The sequence below is a fragment of the Sinomonas sp. ASV322 genome (assembly GCF_030908245.1).
In the GTDB taxonomy this organism is placed as follows: Bacteria; Actinomycetota; Actinomycetes; order Actinomycetales; family Micrococcaceae; genus Sinomonas.
The window spans coordinates 45605-68704 of record NZ_JAVFJJ010000015.1 but is presented as its reverse complement, the minus strand read 5'-3'; the positions used below and the strand labels follow the sequence as shown (position 1 = coordinate 68704).

Annotated in this window: 23 protein-coding genes; 9 read left to right on the top strand and 14 right to left on the bottom strand. The window is 68.1% G+C overall.

The window, feature by feature from the left end:
- Positions 1-91: 91 nt before the first annotated feature.
- Positions 92-2767, bottom strand: a complete 2676-nt coding sequence (locus RBS12_RS16750; protein WP_307967269.1) for a replicative DNA helicase — start codon at positions 2765-2767, stop codon at positions 92-94.
- Positions 2768-3312: 545 nt separating this feature from the next.
- On the opposite strand from RBS12_RS16750, the gene RBS12_RS16745 reads away from it, so the two are divergent.
- Positions 3313-4044, top strand: a complete 732-nt coding sequence (locus RBS12_RS16745; protein WP_307967268.1) for a hypothetical protein — start codon at positions 3313-3315, stop codon at positions 4042-4044.
- A 15-nt stretch (positions 4045-4059) separates the two neighbouring features.
- Here RBS12_RS16745 and RBS12_RS16740 read toward each other — a convergent pair whose 3' ends face one another.
- The 6 genes from RBS12_RS16740 to rpsF all read right to left on the bottom strand — a co-directional run bounded on the left by RBS12_RS16740 (position 4060) and on the right by rpsF (position 7987).
- Entirely contained in the window at positions 4060-5187 is a 1128-nt protein-coding gene (locus RBS12_RS16740; protein WP_307967267.1) for a dipeptidase, read from the bottom strand.
- 171 nt (positions 5188-5358) lie between these two features.
- Positions 5359-6042, bottom strand: coding sequence for an FMN reductase (locus tag RBS12_RS16735; RefSeq protein ID WP_373886547.1), 684 nt, complete (start codon positions 6040-6042; stop codon positions 5359-5361).
- A 201-nt stretch (positions 6043-6243) separates the two neighbouring features.
- Entirely contained in the window at positions 6244-6696 is a 453-nt protein-coding gene (gene rplI, locus RBS12_RS16730; RefSeq protein ID WP_307967265.1) for a 50S ribosomal protein L9, read from the bottom strand.
- Between the two features lie 19 nt (positions 6697-6715).
- Positions 6716-6955, bottom strand: a complete 240-nt coding sequence (gene rpsR / locus RBS12_RS16725; protein WP_010144869.1) for a 30S ribosomal protein S18 — start codon at positions 6953-6955, stop codon at positions 6716-6718.
- A 64-nt stretch (positions 6956-7019) separates the two neighbouring features.
- Positions 7020-7619, bottom strand: coding sequence for a single-stranded DNA-binding protein (locus RBS12_RS16720; protein WP_307967264.1), 600 nt, complete (start codon positions 7617-7619; stop codon positions 7020-7022).
- A 62-nt stretch (positions 7620-7681) separates the two neighbouring features.
- Positions 7682-7987, bottom strand: a complete 306-nt coding sequence (rpsF, locus tag RBS12_RS16715; RefSeq protein WP_307967263.1) for a 30S ribosomal protein S6 — start codon at positions 7985-7987, stop codon at positions 7682-7684.
- Positions 7988-8292: 305 nt separating this feature from the next.
- Between rpsF and RBS12_RS16710 the strand changes: the two genes are divergently transcribed.
- Positions 8293-8958, top strand: coding sequence for a DUF1345 domain-containing protein (locus tag RBS12_RS16710; protein ID WP_307967262.1), 666 nt, complete (start codon positions 8293-8295; stop codon positions 8956-8958).
- Between the two features lies 1 nt (position 8959).
- Here RBS12_RS16710 and RBS12_RS16705 read toward each other — a convergent pair whose 3' ends face one another.
- From RBS12_RS16705 to RBS12_RS16675, 7 genes are all read right to left on the bottom strand, one after another.
- Positions 8960-10237: a M18 family aminopeptidase gene (locus RBS12_RS16705; RefSeq protein WP_307967261.1), complete on the bottom strand. Its 1278-nt coding sequence runs from the start codon at positions 10235-10237 to the stop codon at positions 8960-8962.
- Between the two features lie 45 nt (positions 10238-10282).
- On the bottom strand, positions 10283-11014 hold the full coding sequence (locus RBS12_RS16700; protein ID WP_307967260.1) for a glutamine amidotransferase: 732 nt from the start codon (positions 11012-11014) through the stop codon (positions 10283-10285).
- A 171-nt stretch (positions 11015-11185) separates the two neighbouring features.
- A complete protein-coding gene (locus tag RBS12_RS16695) occupies positions 11186-12514 on the bottom strand; it encodes a Fic family protein (RefSeq protein WP_307967259.1) in 1329 nt (442 codons plus the stop codon).
- A 111-nt stretch (positions 12515-12625) separates the two neighbouring features.
- Entirely contained in the window at positions 12626-13354 is a 729-nt protein-coding gene (locus RBS12_RS16690) for a response regulator transcription factor (protein ID WP_307967258.1), read from the bottom strand.
- Entirely contained in the window at positions 13354-14694 is a 1341-nt protein-coding gene (locus RBS12_RS16685) for a histidine kinase (RefSeq protein ID WP_307967257.1), read from the bottom strand. The genes RBS12_RS16690 and RBS12_RS16685 overlap by 1 nt, the downstream gene beginning before the upstream one ends.
- A 22-nt stretch (positions 14695-14716) precedes the next feature.
- Positions 14717-15607, bottom strand: coding sequence for an ABC transporter permease (locus RBS12_RS16680; protein ID WP_307967256.1), 891 nt, complete (start codon positions 15605-15607; stop codon positions 14717-14719).
- The gene (locus tag RBS12_RS16675) at positions 15604-16587 is read right to left on the bottom strand and encodes an ABC transporter ATP-binding protein (RefSeq protein WP_307967255.1); all 984 of its coding nucleotides are present in this window, start codon (positions 16585-16587) and stop codon (positions 15604-15606) included. The genes RBS12_RS16680 and RBS12_RS16675 overlap by 4 nt, the downstream gene beginning before the upstream one ends.
- A 170-nt stretch (positions 16588-16757) precedes the next feature.
- Here RBS12_RS16675 and RBS12_RS16670 point away from each other — a divergent pair, with 170 nt between their 5' ends.
- The 7 genes from RBS12_RS16670 (at position 16758) to RBS12_RS16640 (ending at position 23084) form a co-directional block, all read left to right on the top strand.
- Positions 16758-18329, top strand: coding sequence for an HlyD family efflux transporter periplasmic adaptor subunit (locus RBS12_RS16670; RefSeq protein ID WP_307967254.1), 1572 nt, complete (start codon positions 16758-16760; stop codon positions 18327-18329).
- Positions 18330-18339: 10 nt separating this feature from the next.
- Positions 18340-19089, top strand: a complete 750-nt coding sequence (locus RBS12_RS16665) for an ABC transporter ATP-binding protein (RefSeq protein WP_307967253.1) — start codon at positions 18340-18342, stop codon at positions 19087-19089.
- Positions 19086-20315 carry an ABC transporter permease gene (locus tag RBS12_RS16660; RefSeq protein ID WP_307967252.1) on the top strand — a complete coding sequence of 410 codons (1230 nt, stop codon included), beginning with the start codon at positions 19086-19088 and terminating at the stop codon, positions 20313-20315. The genes RBS12_RS16665 and RBS12_RS16660 overlap by 4 nt, the downstream gene beginning before the upstream one ends.
- 22 nt (positions 20316-20337) lie before the next feature.
- Positions 20338-20886 carry a hypothetical protein gene (locus RBS12_RS16655; RefSeq protein WP_307967251.1) on the top strand — a complete coding sequence of 183 codons (549 nt, stop codon included), beginning with the start codon at positions 20338-20340 and terminating at the stop codon, positions 20884-20886.
- Positions 20887-21022: 136 nt separating this feature from the next.
- Positions 21023-21604, top strand: a complete 582-nt coding sequence (locus tag RBS12_RS16650; protein ID WP_307967250.1) for a hypothetical protein — start codon at positions 21023-21025, stop codon at positions 21602-21604.
- A gap of 80 nt (positions 21605-21684) precedes the next feature.
- A complete protein-coding gene (locus tag RBS12_RS16645) occupies positions 21685-22440 on the top strand; it encodes a YcnI family protein (protein WP_307967249.1) in 756 nt (251 codons plus the stop codon).
- A gap of 56 nt (positions 22441-22496) precedes the next feature.
- A complete protein-coding gene (locus tag RBS12_RS16640) occupies positions 22497-23084 on the top strand; it encodes a copper resistance protein CopC (protein ID WP_307967248.1) in 588 nt (195 codons plus the stop codon).
- Positions 23085-23100: the final 16 nt, after the last annotated feature.

The following is a 23100-nucleotide window of genomic DNA, read 5'->3' as shown; positions in this document are numbered from 1 at the left end:
GCGCTGCCCGTGTCATCCGTAAGACGGCTTGTGGCCGGGAAGAACTCCTCAGGCTCTCTTCTCGGCCACAAGGCGTCTCCCCGCTGGGTGTCTAGAACCCGCCGCCGCCTTCGCCGTCGCCCGCGTCTGCGGCCATGTTGGCGAAGCGCGAATAGTGGCCCTGGAAGGCGACGACGATGTCCTTTGTGGGGCCGTTGCGGTGCTTCGCGACGAGGATGTCCGCCTCGCCTGCGCGAGGCGATTCCTTGTTGTAGACGTCCTCGCGGTGGAGCAGGATCACCATGTCGGCATCCTGCTCGATGGAGTTGTGAACTGCGATGCCGTTGGCGACGAAGTTATGGTTCCCCAAGACGGTCGCGTCGTAGACCTCCTCGACCCCGTCCGGCTCGATGCTGGTGACGGCGTCCCAGAACAGGTCGTTGAGCGCCTGGATCTCGAGCTCCGCCGAGTCAAGGATTTCGGCCACGCGGGAGAGCCGCTCACGCGACGGGGCCGCCTTGAACAAGGTCGAGCCGCAATACTGGGTGCCCAGAGCGGCCTGGAACTCCCTGTGGGTCATCTCCCTCTCGGCCAGGATCGAGCGAACGTCGTCCCACACGGCGTGGGGAACCGTGTCGACGTTGGTGTTGGCCGTCGTCGCCCGGACGATCTCGAGCAGACGCTCGCAGTTCGCAGACCGCGCCCCGGCGACACCAATCTCCTGAAGGAAACGGCGCTGATCGTCGGCACCCGAAACGTCAAGCGTGTAGCCAGGACGATAGGTGCCCTTCGGAGTCGCCGTCTTGACACGAGCAGTGATCCCGAAACGCAGAAGGAGCATCGCCACGCCGTCGACGAGACGACGAGACGTCGAGGCGTAGTAGATCCGACCGCCCGTTCCCGCCTTGTTCACGGTGACAGAACCGTCCGTTGCCCACAGATGGCGCAAGAAAAGGGAGATCTGCTTCTTCGGCAGGGCGAAGACGTCCTGGGGGACGAACTTCTCGTGGCTCCGCGCGCCAAACAGGCCCAAATCATCCAGCCACGCGGCGATCGGGTTCCGCTTTCCATGCGTCAGCCGGAACGGAGCGGGCAACCGCACTGTCGTGCAGCGAGCAGCGGCGTAGTCATCCCGCACCGCGGCGATACCGAAGAACTCGGCCGCGCTGACAACGGTTGCAACATTGGCCTCGTCCTGTGTCGCGTAACGAATCGGCTGCCGCCGCACGAAGGACCCGTCGCCAATGAGGTGGGCGAGCATGGTGACCTGGCCGTCATCCCATTCGGTGCGGAGGGCCGGTCCGTTCACGTGACGTGGAACGCCCAGCCGATCACCGACCGCCAGCGAGCCGAGGGGCTTCCACCCCTCGTACGTGAAGAAGGGGTGATTGGCCGTCGCACGAACGGTCCGCCCCGACGCGAGCCGCAGGCGATAGACAGGCTTGACCCCGGTCGAAAAGACGTGCGTCAAATGCCGTTCGACATACCTCAGGCTCTCGTCCAGGGACCAGACGGGAACGTCCTTGGCCCCGGACGCGAAGAGCTCACCCATCGTCGTCTCAGCGCCCGTGTCCGACCGAAGCACGCGGGCGTCCGCGGTGAGGCACCCCGACTCGCGAAGGTCCGAGACCATCGGCCGCTTGTCCTGGCGCTGTTCCGAGCCGCGGTTGAGCTGCGAGAGCGCAATGACGGGAACCTCGAGTTCCTTCGCGAGCAGCTTGAGGGCACGCGAGAACTCGGAGACCTCCTGCTGACGGCTCTCGACCTTCTTGCCCGAGCTCATGAGCTGGAGATAATCGAGGACCACCAGGCGGAGGCCGTGCTGCTGCTTGAGGCGGCGGCACTTCGCACGGATCTCCATGAGCGACATGTTCGGCGAATCGTCGATGAAAAGCGGCGACTCGTTGAGCGGACCCATGACTTTCGCGATCTTGGCCCACTGCTCGTCGCGGAGGGTGCCGCGCCGGAGATCCTGGAGCTGGATCGTGGCCTCCGCGCTCATGAGGCGCATCGCGATCTCGTTGCGGCTCATCTCGAGGGAGAAGAAGACCGTGGGGAGCTTGTGCTTGATCGCGGCCGAGCGGGCGAAGTCGAGCGCGAACGTCGACTTGCCGACGGCGGGCCGCGCCGCGATGACGATCATCTGGCCACCGTGGAGGCCGTGCGTGAGTTCGTCGAGCTCGTAGAACCCCGTCGGGACGCCCGTGATGCCCTCGCCTCGGTGGCCGGCAGCTTCGATCTCGTCCATGGCCGATTCCATGACCTCGGAGAGTGCCACGTAGTCCTCGCCCTGGCGGCGCTCGGCCACGGCGTAGACCTCGGCCTGGGCTTGGTTGACGAGATCCTCGACCTCGCCGTCCTGGCCGTAGCCGAGCTGGACGATCTTCGTCCCCGCACTCACGAGGCGGCGCAGCACGGCTCGTTCGGCGACAATCGCGGCGTAGTAGCCGGCGTTGGCGGCAGTCGGCACGGACTGGATGAGTTCGTGGAGATACGCCGGCCCGCCGACGCGGTTGATCTCGCCGCGCTTGGTCAGCTCGTCGGAGACGGTGACGGCGTCCGCGGGCTCGCCGCGGCTGTACAGGTCGGTGATCGCCTCGAAGATCGTCTCGTGCGCGGGACGGTAGAAGTCGACCGAGCGAAGGACTTCGACGACGTCGGCGATCGCGTCCTTCGAGAGCATCATGCCACCCAGCACGGACTGCTCGGCGACGATGTCCTGAGGGGGTGTTCGGCCCCCATCCGAGTCTCGATAGGACGGAGCGGACTCGATCTGGGATGCAGACACCGGCGACACCTCACCTCGCATGTGACGCCCGGATCGAGGCCCGTGGACCTCTTCCGGATGGTTGCAGCAAAGGTATCCGTGGCCTCCGACATTCTCCAGCTGGCCGTCCACCACACCTGTGGACAACTTGTGGAATACGTCCCGGAAGTTGTTCACGGAGCCTGTGGACAAGTGTGGAAAACTTTCAAACTGGCACGAAAACTAGCCGCTGACCTGCGAAAACTTATTCCACCCGATGTGGACCAAAGAATTTTTTCCACATTCGAAATCCACAGCGGAAAGTCGCGGTTTTGGACAAGTGTTTGTGTTTTCACGTGCCCCCGGGAGAATATGTGATTTTGCACACATTCCTCCGGAGGACTTCGCGCTGGATGCATACCGAATGGTTCATATCCGAGGCGGCCCCGTGCGCGCCGGTGCGCTCACGTGCCCCGAGGAGCGAGAAGGCCGGCCCCGCCGCGTGCCCGCGCCGCCGCCGCGTACTACTCTGGAATTGCCCAGGGCAGGGGCCGCTGGCACCCACCCGCATCGATCCGGAAGCCCCGATGGAAAACCTGTTCCCTCCCCTCATCATTCTGCTGTGCGTCATCGTCATCGTGGTCTTGGTGCTGCGGCGAGGTGCGAAGCGCGCACAGTCCTCCGCAGAGGCAGCGCTCGCGAGCGGACCCGATGCAGCGGAAGCGGCGTCTGCCCGGCTCACGGAAGAACAGCATCGCATCATCTACTCCCTTATCGCCCAGGGGCTCATCGTGCAGGCGATCGCCGGCTACCGCGAGGCCACGGGGGCCAAGCTCATCGAGGCGCGCAACGCCGTCCTCCTCATGGAGCGGTATCCGCAGGCCTACGGCGCGCGGGGAGGCGCGGGGACCGAGCATCCGACGGCGCACGCCGATGCGGAACCCACTGAGCGCTCGACCGAACCCGTCCCGGCCGAACGCGCGCCGGCCGAACCCGCGTCACCTCGCCCCGCCACGCCACAGCCGGGAGGCGAAGAGTCGCCTGCCGAAATCCCCTTGAGCCCGGCGTTGCCAGCCGCCGTCGTGCCGGGAGGCGGTGCAGAGGGGCGTTCGACGACGCGCTTCCCCTACCGCTACCGTGCGATCGTGAGCAACGGCCGGCAGACGCTCGAAGTGGCGAGCAACCTGCTCAATGACCAGATCTACGAGGAGATCAAGGCCCTCGCCCAGATAGGCGATGCGGAAGACGCCGCCCAGATGCTCTGGAAGCACTCGGATATCAGCATCGAAGAGGCGCGCGCGTTCGTCGAACTGCTCTGACCCACCGAGGCCCGGCTACCCGGCCACCTGCTCCGTCTCTTCGAGGACCCGCAGGGCGTTCTCCCAGCACAGTGCCTCGAGATCCTCGCGCGACCAGCCGCGCTCCGCGAGGGCGTGGATGAGCGGCGCGTACCCCTCGACCCCGTTCATGCCCGCCGGGAGCTCAGGGGTCCCATCGAAGTCGCCTCCCAACCCGAGGTGACGCGGTCCGACGACGTCGCGCGCGTGCTCGAGGTGACGGACGACGTCGTCGATCGTCGCCATGGGTGCCGGGTGCGCGGCGAGCCACGCCCCGAACTCCACGGCCGCCTCGGGATCCTCGTCGGGGGCGACGTCGTGGAAGCCCACGGGTAGGCCGAGCGCAAGGCGACGATCATGCACAGCGTCGGCGTGTTCGCGGCACGCCTCAGACACGAACTTGGGCACGAAAGTCACCATGAGCACGCCGCCGTTGGCGGGAAGCCGCTCGAGGATTCTGTCGGGGACGTTGCGCGGATGATCGCAGACCGCGCGCGTCGAGGAGTGCGAGAAGATGACCGGCGCCTTGGTCCATTCAAGGGCGTCTGCCATCGTCCGCTCGGAGACGTGCGAGAGGTCCACGATCATGCCGATGCGGTTCATCTCGGCGACCACCTCGCGGCCGAACTCCGCGAGTCCCAGATCCTCGCCGTCGCCCGTCGCCGACGAGGCCCACGGAGTGCTGTCGTTGTGGGTGAGCGTCATGTACCGGACGCCGAGTTCGGACATCGCGCGGAGCACGGCGAGGGAGCCCGCGATGCTGTGGCCGCCTTCCATCCCCATGAGCGATGCGATCTTCCCGCGGTCGACGGCGTCGCGCGCGCCTGCCGCTGTTCGGACGAGTTCGAACGTGTCCGGGTAGGCCGCGGTGATCCGCTGCACGCAGTCGATCTGCTCGAGGGTCGCGACCACGGACTGCTCGGGCGTGAGCGTCGAGGGCACGAAGACCGACCAGAACTGGGCCCCGACTCCCCCGCGTCGCAGCCTTGGAATGTCCGTGTGGAGGCGCGGCTGGCCGACGTCGAGCCCGGCCCCCAGGACGTCGTAGCCGAAGTCCTGGCGGAGGGCCCATGGGAGGTCGTTGTGGCCGTCGATGACCGGCGGCCAGGCGGTTGCTGCGCGCATCCCGTCATCGTACGCCGCCCCGGGGCTCGGCCCCGGCCCCGCTACCCGGCCCGCCCTGCACAGCACCGGGGAGCGCTCCCGTTGCGCCGTCACCTCTCGCGGGTCCCCGACACGTGCGCCGTCACCTCTCGCGGGTGCTCCCCCTTGCGGACGTGACGGCGCAATGAGGGCTCAGCGGCCGCTCGTGAGGTCGGCGAGGAGTTCCTCGAAGCTCTTGTCCTCAGGACGCGTCGCGACCTTCGGAGCGGCGGAGGCCCCGCCGTCGTGCACGAGCTCGGCGGCCAGCTCGGCCGCCGCACGCTCCAGGCGAGAGGTGAGGTCGCCGGCCCCGCCGAGGTCACCGTCGGCGCTCTGTCCCCAGTCCATCGGGGCGGCGAAGACCGCGGTCGGCATGATGCGCGCGCGCAGGTAGCTGAAGAGCGGCCGCATCGCGAAGTCGAGGACCATGCTGTGCCGCTGGGAACCGCCCGTGGCGCCGAGCAGGACCGGCTTGCCTTCGAGCGCCTTGTTGTCGATGAGGTCGAAGAACGACTTGAACAGTCCGCTGTACGAGGCGCTGAACACGGGCGAGACGACGACCAGGGCGTCGGCGCGCTCGACGTCCTCGATCGCTTCGGCTAGCTTCGGCGCGGCGAAGCCGGTCACGAAGTTGTTGGCGATGTCGACGGCGAGGTCGCGCAGCTCGTAGGTCGTGACCCGGGCCTCGATCCCGAAGCCGGCCGCGCGTCGGGCCGTCGCGTCGCCGAGCTGATCGGCGAGGAGGCGGCTCGACGACGGCGTGCCGAGTCCGGCCGAGATGACCACGATCTTCTGGGCGTCCATGATGTTCGAGCTCCATTCGCTGAGTTCATGCATTTGCATCGATCTCTGCAACGGATGACGCCCCGAACCTATTCCCGCCCCAGCGGGCGGGGGCGGGCAGGAGGTGGCGGGCGGCGGGCGGGAGGAAGGTGGGCGGGGGCAGGAGGCAAGCGGGGGTGGGACAAACAGAACAGAGGGCCCCTGCCGTCTGGCAGGGGCCCTCTTGCGTCCAACAGCCATCAGGCCGCGTGGAGACTACTTCGCGGCGACAACCTGGAGGTTGATCGTCGCGGTGACGTCGTCGTGCAGGCGCACGGAGACGCTGTAGTTGCCGGTCGACTTGATGTGGCCCGGAAGCACGACCTTGCGCTTGTCGATGACGCCGAGGCCAGCGGCCTCGACGGCCGAAGCGACGGCCTCGGTGCGGACGGTGCCGAAGAGGCGACCCTCCTTGCCGGCCTTCACCTCGAGACGCACGGGCGTCTTGGCCAGCGCAGCGGCCTGCTCCTGAGCGGCCTCGAGCGTCTTGTGGGCCTTCGCGGCACGCGCCGCGTTGATCGCCTCGACGTGAGCCTCGCCGCCACGCGTCCAGCGCAGCGCGTAGCCGCGCGGGTACAGGTAGTTGCGGGCGTAGCCGTCCTTGACCTCAACAACGTCGCCAGGCGTGCCGAGTCCGGTCACTTCCTGGGTCAGGATGATCTTTGCCATGGTTCTCTAGCTTCCCTTCTCAGCCGCGGCCAGCGCCGGAGTAGGGGAGCAGGGCAACCTCGCGGGCGTTCTTGATCGCCTGGGCGATCTTCCGCTGCTCCTGCACGGTCACGCCGGTCACTCGGCGGGCGCGGATCTTGCCGCGGTCCGAGATGAACTTGCGCAGCAGGGCGACGTCCTTGTAGTCGATGACCGTAATGTCAGCGGCCTTCAAGGGGTTGGACTTTGGTTTGGGCTTGCGGATTTCAGCCTTAGCCATCGTGGAGCTCCTTATGTCTCGCGGAGCCCGTGGTCAATCCACGGGATGGTAATGAAAGTGGTGATCAGAAAGGCGGCTCGGAGTCGGAGCCGCTGCCCCAACCGCCCGAGTTGCTAACGCCCGGGGTTGCCCACGGATCGTCGCTTTGAGCGCCGCCGCTCCAGCCGCCGGAGTTGCCACCCTGGTTCTGAGAACCCTGGTTGCCTCCCCAGTTGCCGCCGGAACCGCCGCCCAGGTTGCCCCCGGCGTTCCCGCCACCGAAATTGCCACCGCCGAAGTTCCCGCCCTGACCGCCGGAGCGCTGGGTGCGGTTCACCTTGGCAGAGGCGTAGCGCAGGCTCGGGCCGATCTCGTCGACTTCGAGCTCGATGACGGTGCGCTTCTCGCCTTCCTTGGTCTCGTAAGAACGGCTCTTGAGCCGGCCGCTGACAATCACGCGCATGCCCTTGGTCAGGGACTCTGCGACGTTCTCGGCAGCCTCACGCCAAATCGACGCGCGGAGGAAGAGGGTCTCTCCGTCCTTCCACTCGTTCGACTGGCGATCGAAGGTGCGCGGAGTGGAAGCCACCGTGAAGTTGGCCACGGCAGATCCCGACGGCGTGAACCGGAGTTCCGGATCGTTCGTCAGATTGCCGATGACCGTGATTGTGGTTTCGCCTGCCATGCTGCCTCCTGGTCCGAGCCTTTTCGACGTTCTTGCGGGTAAGCGAAGGGTTTACGCCAAGACTACTTGGCGGACACCTTCTGGTCTTCGGGACGGATGATCTTCGTGCGCATGATCGTCTCGTTGAGGTTCAGCTGACGGTCAAGCTCCTGCGCCGTGGCCGGCTCAGAGGTGAAGTTGACGACGGCGTAGATCGCCTCGCTCTTCTTCTTGATGTCGTAGGCCAGACGACGACGGCCCCAGATGTCCACCTTGTCGACGGTTCCACCGTCGGTGGTGATCACACTGAGGAACTTGTCGAGCGACGGCTGAACGGTGCGCTCGTCGACCTCGGGGTCGATGAGGACCATCAGTTCGTAAGCACGCATGTGTGAACCCACCTCCTTTGGGCTAAGCGGTTGCGGTCTTTCCGCAACAGGAGGTTCAATTGCGTTCGTCTGCGCGGTCCGCGGCCGTCATGACAACGACCCGTCCGCAGCACAGACTTCCCTATCTTACCGGATTCGCAGCCCCGGACCCAGCCGAAGCACCCCCTCGCTCCCATACCCTCGACGCTACGCCGGCTGCGGGCCGTCGTCGTCCGTCTTGGGCGCCGATGTGGACGACACGCCGCAACTGAAAATGTGGACGGGATATCGGCCTCCGCCAAGCCCCCCGGTGCAACGATCGTGACATGACCCCGCAAACGCTCAGCCTGCCCACTCCCCGCGCGAAGACCGCCCGCCGACGCATCTGGGTCATGGTGGCCGTCGGCGCCGCCGCCGCGCTCATCACGGGATTCTTCAACTCGTGGTGGCACGCACCCGCGGCGGGCTGGGGAGCTGCCGCGCTCCTCTATGACGTCTGGGTCTGGTCCCGCATCAGCCGCATGGACCCCGCCGAGACCCGCGTGCACGCGCGCGAGGAAGACCCTCGGCGCACGACCCGCGACTTCCTCATCCTCTGCGCGAATGCCGCGGCGATCATCGCGGTCCTCATCGTCATGGTCTCCGGGAATCAGGCGGAGAAGCCCGTGAAGATCGCGCTCGCCCTCCTCGCCCTGCTAGTCGTCGGGGCGTCCTGGCTCATGCTGCACACGCTCTTCACGCTCCGCTACGCCGAGCTGTACTACACGTCGACGCCCGAGGGCGGGATCGACTTCAACCAGGACACCCCGCCGCGCTATACGGATATGGCGTACATGGCGTTCAGCCTCGGCATGACCTACCAGGTCTCAGACACATCGATCACGAACCACGCCATGCGAGCCGAGGCACTCAAGCACAGCCTCCTCGCGTACGTCTTCGCGACACTCATCCTTGCGGCCACGATCAATCTTGTGATCGGCCTCGCGAGCTGAGTCAGCCCGCGAAGAAGCGTTCCGCGACGAGCGCGAGCCGCCACGGGTCCAAGACGCCGGCGAGTTCGCGGGCGGAGTGCATCGAGAGGAGCGGCACGCCGACGTCGACCGTCCGGATCCCGAGCCGGGTCGCGGTCAGCGGGCCGATCGTCGAGCCGCACGGCACGGCGTTGTTCGAGACGAACTCCTGGTACGGCACCTCGGACTCGGCGCAGAGGCGCGCCCACAGCGCGGCGCCCGCCGCGTCGGTCGCGTAGCGCTGCTGGGCGTTGATCTTGAGCAGCGGCCCGCCGTTCAGGACGGGGCGGTTGGCCGGGTCGTGCTTCTCGGGGTAGTTCGGATGGATCGCGTGGCCGGCGTCGGCGGAGACGTGCCACGAGGCGGCGAGCGAACGACGGCGCTCGGTCGCCGTCGCACCCAAGCCGTCGCCGATGCGGGCCAACACGTCCTCGAGGAACGGCCCGCACGCACCGGACCGGGTCGCGGAACCGACCTCCTCGTGATCGAACGCCGCAAGCACCGGGATCGCATCGCCTCCGGCACCCTCATAAGATCGCGCGAGGGCAGTGAGGCCCGCATGCACCGACGAGAGGTTGTCGAGCCGCCCCGAGGCGAAGAACTCGTCGCCCGCGCCGAACACGGCCGGCTCCTGAGCGTCCGCCACGACGAAGTCGTAGCCGCCGACCTCAGTCGGTTCGACCCCCGCGTGCCCGGCGAGCAACCCGAGAAGATCGGCCTCGGCGGGATTTCCGAGGCCCCACACGGGGTTCATGTGCCGCTGCTTTTCGAGCGTGAGGCCGTCGTTGACCGCGCGATCAAGGTGAATTGCGAGCTGCGGGAACCGCAGAAGCGGACCGGTCGCGACGAGGTGCTCGGCGCCGTCGAGCGTCACGAGGCGTCCCGCAAGCCGAAGCTCACGGTCGAGCCACGAGTTCAGCATGGGGCCGCCGTAGATCTCGACGCCCGCCTGGAGCCAGCCATGGGCGCCGGTCGTCGGCTTGGGCTTGAGCTTGAACGACGGCGAATCGGTGTGCGCGCCGAGGATCCGGAACGGCGTGAGCGGCCCGGCACCGTCGGGGACCACCCAGGCCATGAGCGCGCCGTCGCGGATCACCGCGTAGGCGCCCGGCGCCGTCGGCCATTCCTCGGCCTCGGACAGCACCCGGAACCCGGCCTCCGCGAGCCGCCGCGCGCCCTCGTGAGCCGCGTGGAAGCTCGAGGGGGAGGCCATGACGAAACGGCCGAGGTCCAGGGCATGGCGATGCGCGGCGGTAGGCATGGTCCCGAGTCTAGCCAGCGCCGGCACGGAGCCGCCGGGCCGCGGTCAGCGCGCGTACCGCTCCACGAAATTCCGCAGGATCCGGTGGGGCTCGTGCACGTGCGCGCCGCGCGCTCGCTCCATGACGGCCTCGGCCTCCTCCGGCGGGAAATAGCCCGAGTGGCGGTAAGCCTCGACACGATGCTCGATGCCCCGGAGGTCGAGCTCGGGGTGGAACTGGGTGGCATACAGATTGCGGCGGAACCGGAACATGTGCACGGGGCACGTGGCCGAGCCCGCGAGGAGCGCCGCGCTCGACGGGAGCGTCCGCACGGCCTCCTTGTGCCCCACGTAGGCCTCGAACACCTCCTCGAGGCCGGCGCAGAGCGGGTCGAGGAGCCCGGCCGGGGTCAGGCGGACCTTGACCGCGCCGATGGGCTCCCCAAAGCGGCGGTCGACGACGGCGCCCTCGTGCGTGCCGAGAAGCCCGACTCCGTAGCACGCGCCAAGGAACGGGAAGTCAGCCGCGACGATGCCGTCGAGGAGCGCCCCGATCTCGGCCTCGACACGCAGCTGGACAGCGCTCTTCTGGTCCTCCGGGTCGGAGGCGGTGAACGGGCTGCCGCCAAGGATTACGCCCGAGTAGTCCTCGAGCCGGATGTCCGGGAGCGGACCAGCTTCCGCCCGGACGCGGCGCAGTTCTGCGGGTGCGAGACCGCCATACTCGCAGAATGCGCGGTACTCGTCGTCTGCCACGACGTCATGGTCGCGCGAGGCCAACAGCAGGAACGGCCGCATGCGGCCATTGTGCGCCGGGCCGGGTCAGCGCGGTAGAGGGGGTTCGAGGGGGCGCGCTCCGGACCGTTTATCCGGCCCAACACGGGCGGATCCGACCCGACACGCCGAGTTTTCGACCGATTGGGACATCACAACCGGACCAGAGCGCAGCTGGGAAGCCAGCCCCGAAGACTATCGGCCCAACAGGCCGGCAAGGCCGGGGGCCGGCTTCCATACGAACTGCTTGCCTGCTTTCGAGCGGACCAAGTAGCCCCGTCGCTCGAGGTCGCCGAGGTCCGCGCGAGCCGTCTCGCCCGACACGCCAAAATGGCCAGCGTGCTCCTTGACCGTCAGGAGCCCGGAGTCGTCCTTCACGGCCTCCTCGAGAGCCTGGAGTTGACGCTGGTTGAGGTCGTGAGCTTGTCCTCGCAGGGCAGAACGCACCGACCGCAGCTCGTGTCCCTTTGCATCTATGTACTCGTTGAGCTCGCGGATCGCCCGCAGGATGACATCAAGTTGGTGGTGGATGAAATAGGTGAGGTCTCCGTCGTCGTCCTCGGTGTGCCGGTACGCAAGGCTGTATCTGGAGGGGGCCTTTCGAAGGATCTTCGAGATCGTGACGTACTGGCTCAGCCAATAGCCCTCATGGAGCATGCTCCAGTAGAAGAGCGCGCGCGCTGTACGTCCGTTGCCGTCGGCGAAGTAGTGATCGTAGCCCGCCATGAAGTGGACGACGACGGCGCGCACCACCGGGGGTAGATACACCTCCGGGGCAAGCTTGCCATTGGCGAAATCGCAAAGTCTATGCAGCCGATCGGGAAGCTGTTCGGCGGGCGGCGGCGTGTGGATCTTCAACTCGTTGTCCCACACTGCAACACGCTCATGATCGGGGGTCTCGAGGCGACCTGCATCCTCCGGATCATCCAAGGTTCCGTCTGTGAGGATCCGATGGAGCTCGAGCACGAACGCAGGAGTCAGCGCATTCTTGGCCTCGTCGCGGATCCGCTGCATGGCGACATAGTTGTTCACGATCATGAGCTCGGACTTGTTGACGGGCTCGCGACCCGAATCGAGCATCTCCTTGGCTACCCGCCGTGACGTTGACGCACCCTCAAGCTGCGACGACGTAATCGCTTCCTCGACGAGCGAGCGGACGATGTACTGATTCCTATCGGAGGGCCCGAGGACGTCTTCCGGGAGGCCTAAGCGACCGCCAGTCTCGCGAGCGATCTGTTCGGACGCTTTGAGGATCCGGTCGGTGAGGACAAGGCCAAAAGGTTCGCCGTTGGACTGCAGGATTCCAAGATTGCGGCGGCGTGCCCGACGAGACCACATAAGGACCGCCCACCAGAGTTCGTGGTCGGCGTCGGAGCCCAGGATCTCTGGGACGGGCCGGTACCGTAGCTCGTCCCACGGGAGATAGGTCGAGTCATCGAGCTCGTGATAGGTCCCGAGAGCCAAGACGCCAGCCATGAGCTTCCGGCTGACGGCAGGATCCGGAGGAGGCATGGGCAGCTTCACGGCTTCTCCAACTTTGCTCCAAATAGAACTTGTACTTGGAGAAAGTCTAACCGTTCTCCAAGTTTGCTCCAAACAGGATTTGTACTTGGAGAAACGGTGGGGCCGTCGCCGTCAGTAGTCCGGGTTGCTCGGGATCACGAGGCCCGTCTCGTACCCGTAGACCACGGCCTGCACGCGATCGCGCAAGTGCAGCTTCGACAGGATGCGGCGAACGTGGCTCTTGACCGTCGCCTCCGAGAGGTAGAGCCGGTGCGCGATCTCCGCGTTGCTGAGGCCCTCGCAGATTGACCGGAGCACCTCGAGCTCCCGCGGCGTCAGATCATGCAGGAGCGGGTCCGACTGGGCTTCGGGGCGTCCGACGGCGGCGCCCTCCGCCCGCACGTACGTCTCGAGGAGGCGCTGGGTCACCCTCGGGCTCACGACGGCGTCGCCACTCGCGACGAGCCGCACCGCGTGCACGAGTTCGGCGGGCGCAACGTCCTTGAGCAGGAACGCGGACGCCCCGGCCTGAAGGCCCGCGAACGCATATTCGTCGAGGTCGAACGTGGTCAGGATGATGACCCTGGCCGCAGACGGCGATGCCGCGATTCTGCGAGTGGCCTCGATCCCATCCATGACGGGCATGCGGACATCCATGAGCACGACGTCGGGATCAAGCTCGCGCGTCAGCCGGACGGCCTCCGCGCCATCGCCCGCCTCGCCGACCACCTCGATCCCGTCCTCCGACTCGAGGACCATGCGGAACCCGACCCGCAGGAGCGGTTGGTCGTCGACCAGCAGGAGCCTCAGGGCGTGGTCCTCCGCGCCACCCGACGTCCTCGACGGTGTCTCGGCACCCATCATTCCCCCTCGTTCCAATGCAGTTCAGCGTCCACGCGCCATCCTCCCCCGGATCGCGGACCCGCGCTCAGGAAACCCCCGAAGATCGCGGCGCGTTCCTGCATGCCGGCGATCCCTCCCCCGGTCCCCAAGTGCGCCTCGGGGCCGTCAGGTGCGGTGCCGCCGTCGTTCTCCACCCGCACGCGCACGGTCCCGCCGTCGCGCGCCACGAGCACGTCGACGCGCCCCACTCCGCGCGCGTATCTCAGGACGTTCGTGAGGGACTCCTGGATGATCCGGTACACCGCAAGCCGAAAGGCGGCGTCGTCCGGAAGCGATTCGCCGTCCTGCGTGAGGATGACGGGGAGGCCCGCGGCCCTGAATCCATCGACCAGGGCCTGGAGCCCGCCGAGGGCGGGTTCGCGCGTGGGCGCCCCCGCGTCGGCGCGAAGCACACCGAGCACGCGCCGCATATCGGCGAGTGCTGCGCGTCCCGTGCTCGAGAGCTCGCCGAGGACGGCCCGTGCTGTCTCGGGATCGCGCTCGAGCGCGCGCGCTGCCCCGTCGCTCAGCGCGACCATGACGGTGAGCGAATGGGCGACGACGTCGTGCATCTCGCGCGCGATGCGGTTGCGTTCCTGGATAGACGCGAATTGGGCACGGCGCATGGCCCATGCGCGGATCTCGGCCTGATGGATCCGGTTGCCCCGGACGACGATGCCGACCCCGACCGCGACGAGATTGGACAGGAGCACCGACACGGAGCCGACAAGGCCGATAAACGGCCCGCTCTGTTCGACGAGCGTTTCGGTGGGTCGGTACACGAGCGCGAAGTACACGGCAACCGGCAAGCTTGCGGCGACCGCCGCGCCGAGCGCCCATCCCGTGCGAACCTGCACGGCGACGGCGTAGAGGGCGAAGAGCACGGCCGCGCTCGTGCTTCCCATGCTCGGCGTCGCGAACAGGAACACCGCGTCCGCGACGGCGATGCCGCCGAGAAGCGACCACGGCACCTTGCGCCGCAGCATGAGCGCGAGCTGCTCGGCGACGACGAGCGCGAACTGCCACCAGTGGCTGCCGTCGGCCGTCTCGATGATCGCCCCGATCGAGAGGACCGAACTCGCAAAGACGACAACCCCGTCCATCGCGACGGGATGCTCGTAGAGGTATTGGCGGATGCGGCCCCGGCGGACGGGCGGTACGTACGCGGGTGGTCCGGACTGCTCGCCGGAAGCAGGGCCACGGCCGTCGCGAGCGCGCGAAGGCGCCGGGCCGGATGCCGTGCGGGCCGCGGGCACGGAGACGGGGAGTGCGCCGTCCGTTCTTCTGGGCGCACCCCCCGCCGGAATCAGTGGTGCCATGGCGTCCATTGTGGACCGAGCGTCACACGTCCCGCTGCTTGAGGGATGTGAACGCAGCGCCCAGGAGGACGACGACGTAGGCAGCGAGCACCAGCGCGCCCTGCCACGGCTCGAGGTAGGCGGTGTTGTGCGCTGCGCTCGACCCGGCCTCGAACATCGCGTCCGCAGCGGTCGTCGGGAAGTACTTGCGGGTCTCCTTGAAGAAGTCGGCCTGGATGATCGCGAAGATGATCGGCAGGACGAACAGGAGGGCAACGAGCGTCACGATCGCGCCCGCCGAGTTCCGCAGGAGCGCTCCGAGGCCGAGGCCCATGAGCGTGACGGCGGCGACGTACACGGCGTTGAGGAGCATCAGCCGCTGCACATCCCAGCTCGCCATGTCCAAGTGCAGGTTGTAGCTGTTGAGGATCGGGACGGCGACAAGGCCTCCGACATAGGCCCCGATGTAGGTGAGGCCGAAGCCGACGACGGCGGCGTACATGGCTTTCGCGGCGAGCACCGGCCAACGCGTGGGAATGGCGGCGAACGACGAGCGGGCCATACCAGTCGAGAACTCGGCGCTGATCATGAGGACCGCGAGCGAGCCGATGATGAGCTGGGCGAAGGACACACCCGCGGACGGGATCTGATGCAGGATCTGCGTGACGTCCGGGACTCCGCCCTGGCCGGCGGGCCCGCCGCCGGCCGCGCCACCCGGGGGACGACGGCTGGATTCGTAAAAGGTTCCGATCCCCCACGCCTGAAGGGCGGCGAAGCCCACCATGAGGGCGGCGGCGCACAGGAGGAGGATGCGGGTCGACAGCAGCGAGAGGAACTTGATCCGCTCCGAGTTGAGGATGCGGAAGAAGTTCGGGCCGACGAGCCGCTCGCGCGGCGCCGTGGCGTGGCGAAATTCGTGCTGGATCGTGCTCATCGCGAAACCTCCTGAGCCGGTGCGGATGCCTGGACGTCCGGCTCCGAGCCGGACGGGAGGGGCACATGGGCCGCAGCCGCGTCGGAGCGGTACTCGACCTCGTCCTTGGTGAGCTGCATGTATGCCTCTTCGAGCGAGGCCTGAAGCGGCGTGAGCTCGTAGACGAGGACGCGGTTGTCGAGCGCAATCTGGGCAATCGAGCGCGAGTCCAGACCGCTCACTTCGAGCACCTCGTGTTCAGGGGCCTGGATCGTGACGCCGGAGCGGGCGAGGAGCCGCGAGAGGTCTTCGGGGCGGTCGGTGCGGACGCGCGACCGGGCCTTGCCCTGACCCTCGATGACATCCTGGATGGGCGCATCGGCGAGGATCCTCCCACGCCCGATCACGATGAGGTGATCGGCGGTCTGGGCCATCTCACTCATGAGGTGGCTCGACAGGAACACGGTGCGGCCGGTGCTCGCGAGGTACTTGACGAGATTTCGGACCCAGACGACACCCTCGGGGTCGAGCCCGTTGACCGGCTCGTCGAGGATGATGACCTGCGGATCACCCAGGAGCGCGACGGCGATGCCGAGCCGCTGGCCCATGCCGAGCGAGAAGCCCTTGACCTTCTTCTTCGCAACGGCGCCGAGGCCCGTCATCTCGATAACCTCGTGCACGCGCTTGGACGGGATCCCGTGGGTTGCCGCGAGCGCCGACAGGTGGCTGAACGCGGTCCGCCCCGGGTGCACCGCTTTGGCCTCAAGGAGCGCGCCGATCTCGCGCAAGGGGGCCTTGTGCTTGGCATAGGGTGCGCCGTTGACCGTGACCGTTCCCCGCGTGGGGGCGTCGAGGCCCATGATCATCCGCATCGTGGTCGATTTGCCCGCGCCGTTCGGGCCGAGGAATCCCGTGACGCGGCCGGGTTCCACGGTGAATGTGACGCCGTCGACGGCGGTCTTGTCGCCGTAGACCTTGGCCAGGTCGGTTGCCTGGATCATGTCGCCTCCTGGGTAGCTGACCCTTCCACGCTAGGACGGCAGGCAGCGGCGCGCGACGCTCCGCGGGATGATCCTCGCTCGGGGGCATCGTCCTCAAGGACTAAGTGATCCATGGGGGGATCTCCGAGACCGCACAGCCGACGCATAGGATCCACCACTACATTCCTCTCGTGAACCGAAAGACCGTCGTCATCAACTCCGCCCTCGGAGCCGCCGCGCTCCTTCTCGCTGGGGGCACCTACGCGACCATCTCGGCGACGGCCAAGCCGGCAAGCACCGTCACCGCGAGAACCGTCGCCGTGAGCAGGGCAAGCCTGCAGGCCACCGCAACCGCGTCGGGAAACGTCTCGTCCGCAACGACAACGGCCGTGGGCCCCGGAAACTGCTCCGGGCCGGTCACGGCGGTCAAGGTGAGCGTCGGGCAGCCCGTCAAAGCAGGGCAGGAGCTCGTGGACATCGACCCCACGAACCAGCAGAACGCCGTCGATTCCGCGCAGGCCGCCCTGGATTCCGCCGTCGCCCAGGCCGGGCAGCAAGCCGCACAGGCCGCGAACTCGGTCTCCCAGGCCCAGCAGCAGCTCACGAACGCCCAGCAGACCCAGGCGCTCGACGCGCAACAGCAGTCTGCCGCGGTGGCCAACGCGCAGAAGCAGGTGGACACCGATCAGACCACGGTCAACTCCGCGCAGGCCACGGCGTCGGCGAACCCCAACAACGTCCAAGACGCGAATGCCTTGGCGGCCGCGCAGGCGCAGCTCGCGAAGGATCAGCAGGCGCTGACCCAGGCGCAGAACCAGCAGCAGTCCTCCGCGCTCAAGGATCAACAGCAGCTCTCGTCAGCACAGGTGTCGCTCAGCTCCGCGCAGAATTCGCAGGCGAACGCCGCGCCGAGCAACACGACGTCCGCGAAGATCACCCTTCAGACGGCCCAGAAGAACCTCGCGGATTGCACGGTCAAGGCACCCTCCGACGGCACGGTGACCGCGATCGGCGCCGTCGTCGGCGCAAACGCGGGAAGCACAGGAAGCACGGGCTCGTCGGCGAGCGGATCGGGCGGTTCAGGCGCAGCCGGTGGCAGCTCGGGCTCCTCGGCGAGCTCTTCGTCGTCGTCCTCTGGGCTTGTGACGCTGACGGACACGGCGCACCTGCAGGTCGTCGCGGGCTTCTCCGAGTCCGACATCGCGTCAATGAAGGTCGGACAGGCCTCGACGTTCACGTTCCCCGCACTCAAGGCGGATCCGAGCGCGGCGGCGATCACGGGGACGGTCACCTCGATCGCGGCGACGTCGACGACGACGAACGGCGTCGTGACCTACGCCGTCACCGTCTCGATCGCCAACCCGCCCGCGGCCGTGCGCCTCGGCGAGAGCGCGGACATCGCGGTCACGACGTCGACCGCGGCGAACGCGCTCGTTGTTCCCACGCTCGCGATCACGACGGCGGGCAATCGGCAGACCGTGAGCGTCGAGCGCAGCGGCTCCGAGCAGATGGTCGCGATCACGACCGGCATCACGGCGAACGGCCGCACCGAGGTGCTCACGGGGCTGAGCGACGGCGACCAGGTCGTGCTCCCGAGCGTCACGACGAGCACGGATTCGAGCACGCAGACCAACCGCGGCTTCCTCGGGGGCGGCTTCGGGGGCGGCGGCATCGGCGGAACTGGAGGCGCGGGCAACGGGGGCAATGGCAACAGCGGCACGAGAGGCGGCACGGGTGGCACCAACTCCGGCACCGGCAAGTGAGGCGTGGGCGGTGCAGTCCGCCCACGCGAGGAGGCCGCGTCCCGTCATCGCGCTCGACCGCATCCGGAAGGTCTACGGGCAGGGCGAGGCCGAGGTGAGGGCGCTCGACGGCGTAAGCCTCACGATCGAGCGGGGCGAGTTCGTCGCGATCGTGGGCGCGTCCGGTTCTGGCAAGTCGACGATGATGAACATCATCGGCTGCCTCGACGCGCCGACGTCCGGCCGCTACTTCATGGACGGGATCGAGACGGGCGAGCTCGACGAATACCAGCTCGCCCAGATCCGCAACCGCAAGATCGGCTTCGTCTTCCAGAGCTTCAACCTCATCCCGAGGACCCGCGCCGTCGACAACGTGGCCATGCCGCTCGCGTACCGCAAGGTGCACCGGCGGGAACGCCACGCCCTCGCGCTCGAGGCGCTCGACGCCGTCGGCCTCTCCGCCCGTGCCGGGCACCTGCCCTCCCAGCTCTCGGGCGGCCAGCAGCAGCGTGTCGCGATCGCGCGCGCCCTGGTCACGGAACCCGTGCTGCTCCTCGCGGACGAGCCCACGGGCGCCCTCGACACGCATTCGTCCGAAGAGATCCTCGACCTGTTCGGGATGCTGCATGCGCGCGGCCGGACGATCGTCATGATCACGCACGAGCCCGACGTCGCGGCGCGGGCCGAGCGGGTCGTGCGGATGCAGGACGGCCAGGTGATCGCCGATACGGGCACCGCCACGGCGCAGGCGGCATACCACGCGGCGGGAGGCACCCGATGATTGCCGAAGCCATCCGCTTCGCCCTCTCCGGCATCAGCGCCAACAAGATGCGCTCGGTACTCACGACGCTCGGCATCGTGATCGGCATCAGCGCCGTCATCACGCTCCTCGCGGTGGGCGCGGGGACGTCGAACATGATCAAGGACCAGATCGGAAAGCTCGGGACGAACGTCCTCACGGTCAACCGCGCGATCTCGACGGGCGGCCGCACGACCGGAGGGAGCGCCACGGGCACGCGCACGCGGACCACGAACCTCACGCTCGCGGACCAGCAGGCCCTCCAGGACCCCGTCCTCGCCCCCGATATCGCGACCACCGCGCCCGTCGTGCAGACCCAGTCGGTGACCGCCGCACTCGGCTCGTCGACGCACTCGATCGCGTCGACTCTCGGGACATCGCCCTCGTACTTCGGCATCACGAACTTCACGATCGCCGCCGGCCGCCTGATCGACGACGCCGACGCCGGACAGCCCGTCGTCGTGCTCGGAAACAGCGTCGCAGCGGACCTCGCCACGAATGTCTCCACCCTCGTAGGGCAGACGGTGTCCCTCAACGGGCAGAACTTCACGGTGGCCGGCGTCCTCGCGGCCAAGGGCACGAGCGGGCTCAACGACCCGGACGACGTGGCAATGGTCCCCTACGCGACCGCCCAGGACAAGTTCTCGGGCTACTCGCCGAGCCTCTCCTCGATCCAGGTCCAGGCGAAGAGCGCGGACGTCATGACGGAGGCCCAGAACGAGATCCAGCAGATCCTCGACGCGAGGCATCAGGTCACGAGCACGAACCGCGACTACCAGGTCCGCAACCAGGCGCAGGTTCTCTCGACCGCGACGACGACCACCCAGACGCTCACGATCCTGTTGAGCGCCGTGGCCGGCATCAGCCTCCTCGTGGGCGGGATCGGCGTCATGAACATCATGCTCGTGACCGTGACGGAGCGGACGCGCGAGATCGGCATCCGCAAGGCGATCGGCGCGACGCGCGGGAACATCGTCATGCAGTTCCTCGTCGAATCGCTCATCATCTCGATCCTCGGCGGGATCGTCGGGATCCTCATCGGATTCGGGGCGTCAAGCTTCACGATCGCCGGGATCCGCCCCGAAGTCCAGTGGTGGACCGTGTGGCTGAGCGTCGCCGTCTCGGCCGGCATCGGCCTCGTCTTCGGGATCTACCCGGCCAACAAGGCCGCCAAGCTCCGCCCCATCGACGCCCTCCGTTACGAGTAGGCCACCCATGAGAGAGCCGCACATGCCTGAGCGCACCTCCGAATCCGACCGCACGTCGGAACTCACCAGCGTCGAGAGCCCGACCGAATCCTTCGACGCCCCCGCTCCCGGCTGGGGCGCCCCCGCCTGGGGCGCGCCCCAGCATCAGGCGACGCACGACGCCGGGGCGCCGGCCGCCGTCGTCGGTCACCATGGCGAGCCCGCGTGGAGCGGCGCCGAGCCTGTGACCCCCGCCGCGGCCGACGACGAGCCGTTCGTTCCCGCCCCGCGGTACCGCATGGGACGCTTCACCAAGGTGCTCGCATGCGCGTGCCTCGTGCTCGCCGGCGCGCTCGGCGGGGCGGCGGTCCAGAAGGTCGTGGACGTGCGCAACGGGGTAACGGGCCGCGGGAACTTCTCGCAGTTCACGCCCGGCACGGGCCAGAACGGCGCCGGTACAGGCCAGACTGGCGGCACGAACGGAGGCCAAGGAGGATTCGGGAGCCGCTCGTCCCAGGGGGCTGGCGCCGGCTCGGGCGACGCCACGCCAGCACCGAAGGCCTCCGCGCCAGCCACGGCCGGCGGAAACTAACCGCGCGCGTCCCTTGCGGTACGCGCACGGGACGGAACCCCGGATGGCACCAGACGCGGCCGGATTCCCGTCCGCCCGGCCTTTCTACGTACAGTAGATGCGATCCTCTGGCGAAGCGACGGAAGGCGGTGCCTGCATGCGCATGCCCTTCAGGCTCTCGCGCGCCGTCACTGTCTCCGCGATGACGGTGTTCCTCGCTGCGAGCGCCCACGTCGCCGCGGGCGGAGTGCTGCCAGACCCGCTCATCGTGGCCGGCCTCTTCTCCCTCGTGCTCGTCCCCGTGATCGCACTCTCGCGGCGGAAGATCTCGGCGGCGGCCATGCTCGCGATCCTCATCTCGGGCCAGTTCGTCCTGCACGAAGCGTTCGACGCACTCTCGATTTCGGCCACGAGCCTCCCGGAGCTTTCGGCGGCGCACGTCCATGTTCTCGGCGGCGCGGCTCAAGCGGTCGCCGGTCACGTCCACGCGGACGGCCTGCTCATGATCCTCGCGCACACCGCCGCGACGGTCCTGACCGGGATGGTCCTCGCGAAGGGCGAGGCCGCCCTGTGGGCCCTCCACGCGTGGCTGCGCCCCCTTGTGAGGGTCCTGACCGCCGTCGCCCCTCACCCCACGCCGGTCGTTCCGGCCTTCACCGAGGAAGCTGCCCCGGGCCCTTGGCCCGGCACTCGGCTGCCGTCGCGCCGCGGCCCGCCGGCGGCCTTCGCCGTCGCCTGAGACGGCACGTGCTCCCCGCGGCAGCGGGTTCCTCATCAATCCTGACCGGGACACGCCCGGCAACCCTGAAGGCCTTTCACATGAACACGAACTTTCGTCGTACCCTCACGTCCCTCGGCACCGCCGCCGCGACGGCCGCCCTCATCGCCGCGGGAGCCGCCGCAGCGAATGCCCACGTCACCGTGAGCCCCGACGACACCGGCGCCGACGGCTACAGCCACCTCACGTTCAACATGCCGAACGAATCCGAGACGGCCGAGACCACCAAGCTCGAGGTCAAGCTCCCCACCGACACCCCGTTCACATCCGTCTCGGTCAGGCCCGTTGAAGGCTGGACCGCCCAGGTCATCACGGGCGAGCTGCCCAAGCCGGTCACGGTCGGCGGATCGACCGTCACGAAGGCGCCGATCGAGGTGGTCTGGACCGCGAACGACGCGGCCCATCAGATCGGCCAGAACCAGTACCAGTCGTTCTCGCTCTCGGTCGGGAGGCTCCCCGCCGCGGGCACGAAGGTGGTGCTCGCGGCTACACAGACGTACACCGACGGCATGGTCGTCGAGTGGAACGAGACCGCCGAGGAGGGCCAGCCCGAGCCTAAGCACCCGGCGCCGGCATTCACGACGACGGCGGCCGACGAGGCGGCGCCGGCGATGGCAACGGCGACGGCCAGCGCGAGCCCGAGCGCTGGTGCGGCAAAGGCGAACTCGGCCGCCCCCGCGGCACAGACCACCGATGTGGCAGGAGGGTGGGGCGTCGTCCTCGGCGCGATCGGGGCTGTGCTCGGTGCAACCGCGCTCGGCCTGGTCCTGACCCGTCGCGGCAAGACCGCCAAGTAAGCATCATGGAGGTGGCCGGGCCCGCGCCCGGCCACCTCCCGCGGAGAATGGTGACGATGCGAACTCTTACGACCCTTGCCCGGGCCGCTGCGGTCATCGCTGCGGCCGCGGCCCTCGCGCTGCCTGCCGCGGCCGCGAACGCTCACGATGTCCTCGAGTCGACGAATCCGGCGAACGGATCGACCGTCGCGGCCGTGCCCGCCGCCGTGGAGCTCACCTTCGACCACACGCCGATTGCGATCGGCACGAAGGTCGTCGTGAAGGATCCATCCGGAACGGACGTGGCGTCGGGTGAGGCGCGCGTCGTCGACAACACGGTGACCCAGGCGATCAAGCCCGGCGCCCCGGCCGGTGCCTACACCGTGACGTGGCGCGTCGTGTCCTCGGACTCGCACCCCATCGAGGGCACCTTCACGTTCACGGCGAAGGCGCCCCGCGGAGGGGCCGCGGACGGGGGCGCAACCGCGGGGGTCGCCCCGCCGTCGTCCGCGCCGGCCGCGGGCTCATCGGACAGCGACCATGAAGCGGTCGGGGCGGGCGTGCCGTGGTGGGTCATCGCGGGAGGCGCCGCCGTCGTGCTGGCGATCGCGGCGCTCGCCCTGATCGTGCGGCGTGCGCTGAGTCGCGCCCAGCCGGAAGACTGAACCGAAGCTGGGAATG

What these genes read in the sequence shown, in the direction of transcription:
- RBS12_RS16745 (WP_307967268.1), top strand. Translation starts at nt 3,313, where the DNA reads ATGGAAAACCTGTTCCCTCCCCTCATCATTCTGCTGTGCGTCATCGTC.
- RBS12_RS16740 (WP_307967267.1), bottom strand. Translation starts at nt 5,187, where the DNA reads ATGCGCGCAGCAACCGCCTGGCCGCCGGTCATCGACGGCCACAACGAC.
- RBS12_RS16735 (WP_373886547.1), bottom strand. Translation starts at nt 6,042, where the DNA reads ATGCATGAACTCAGCGAATGGAGCTCGAACATCATGGACGCCCAGAAG.
- rplI (WP_307967265.1), bottom strand. Translation starts at nt 6,696, where the DNA reads ATGGCAAAGATCATCCTGACCCAGGAAGTGACCGGACTCGGCACGCCT.
- rpsR (WP_010144869.1), bottom strand. Translation starts at nt 6,955, where the DNA reads ATGGCTAAGGCTGAAATCCGCAAGCCCAAACCAAAGTCCAACCCCTTG.
- RBS12_RS16720 (WP_307967264.1), bottom strand. Translation starts at nt 7,619, where the DNA reads ATGGCAGGCGAAACCACAATCACGGTCATCGGCAATCTGACGAACGAT.
- rpsF (WP_307967263.1), bottom strand. Translation starts at nt 7,987, where the DNA reads ATGCGTGCTTACGAACTGATGGTCCTCATCGACCCCGAGGTCGACGAG.
- RBS12_RS16710 (WP_307967262.1), top strand. Translation starts at nt 8,293, where the DNA reads ATGACCCCGCAAACGCTCAGCCTGCCCACTCCCCGCGCGAAGACCGCC.
- RBS12_RS16705 (WP_307967261.1), bottom strand. Translation starts at nt 10,237, where the DNA reads ATGCCTACCGCCGCGCATCGCCATGCCCTGGACCTCGGCCGTTTCGTC.
- RBS12_RS16700 (WP_307967260.1), bottom strand. Translation starts at nt 11,014, where the DNA reads ATGCGGCCGTTCCTGCTGTTGGCCTCGCGCGACCATGACGTCGTGGCA.
- RBS12_RS16690 (WP_307967258.1), bottom strand. Translation starts at nt 13,354, where the DNA reads ATGGGTGCCGAGACACCGTCGAGGACGTCGGGTGGCGCGGAGGACCAC.
- RBS12_RS16685 (WP_307967257.1), bottom strand. Translation starts at nt 14,694, where the DNA reads ATGGCACCACTGATTCCGGCGGGGGGTGCGCCCAGAAGAACGGACGGC.
- RBS12_RS16680 (WP_307967256.1), bottom strand. Translation starts at nt 15,607, where the DNA reads ATGAGCACGATCCAGCACGAATTTCGCCACGCCACGGCGCCGCGCGAG.
- RBS12_RS16675 (WP_307967255.1), bottom strand. Translation starts at nt 16,587, where the DNA reads ATGATCCAGGCAACCGACCTGGCCAAGGTCTACGGCGACAAGACCGCC.
- RBS12_RS16660 (WP_307967252.1), top strand. Translation starts at nt 19,086, where the DNA reads ATGATTGCCGAAGCCATCCGCTTCGCCCTCTCCGGCATCAGCGCCAAC.
- RBS12_RS16655 (WP_307967251.1), top strand. Translation starts at nt 20,338, where the DNA reads ATGCCTGAGCGCACCTCCGAATCCGACCGCACGTCGGAACTCACCAGC.
- RBS12_RS16650 (WP_307967250.1), top strand. Translation starts at nt 21,023, where the DNA reads ATGCGCATGCCCTTCAGGCTCTCGCGCGCCGTCACTGTCTCCGCGATG.
- RBS12_RS16645 (WP_307967249.1), top strand. Translation starts at nt 21,685, where the DNA reads ATGAACACGAACTTTCGTCGTACCCTCACGTCCCTCGGCACCGCCGCC.
- RBS12_RS16640 (WP_307967248.1), top strand. Translation starts at nt 22,497, where the DNA reads ATGCGAACTCTTACGACCCTTGCCCGGGCCGCTGCGGTCATCGCTGCG.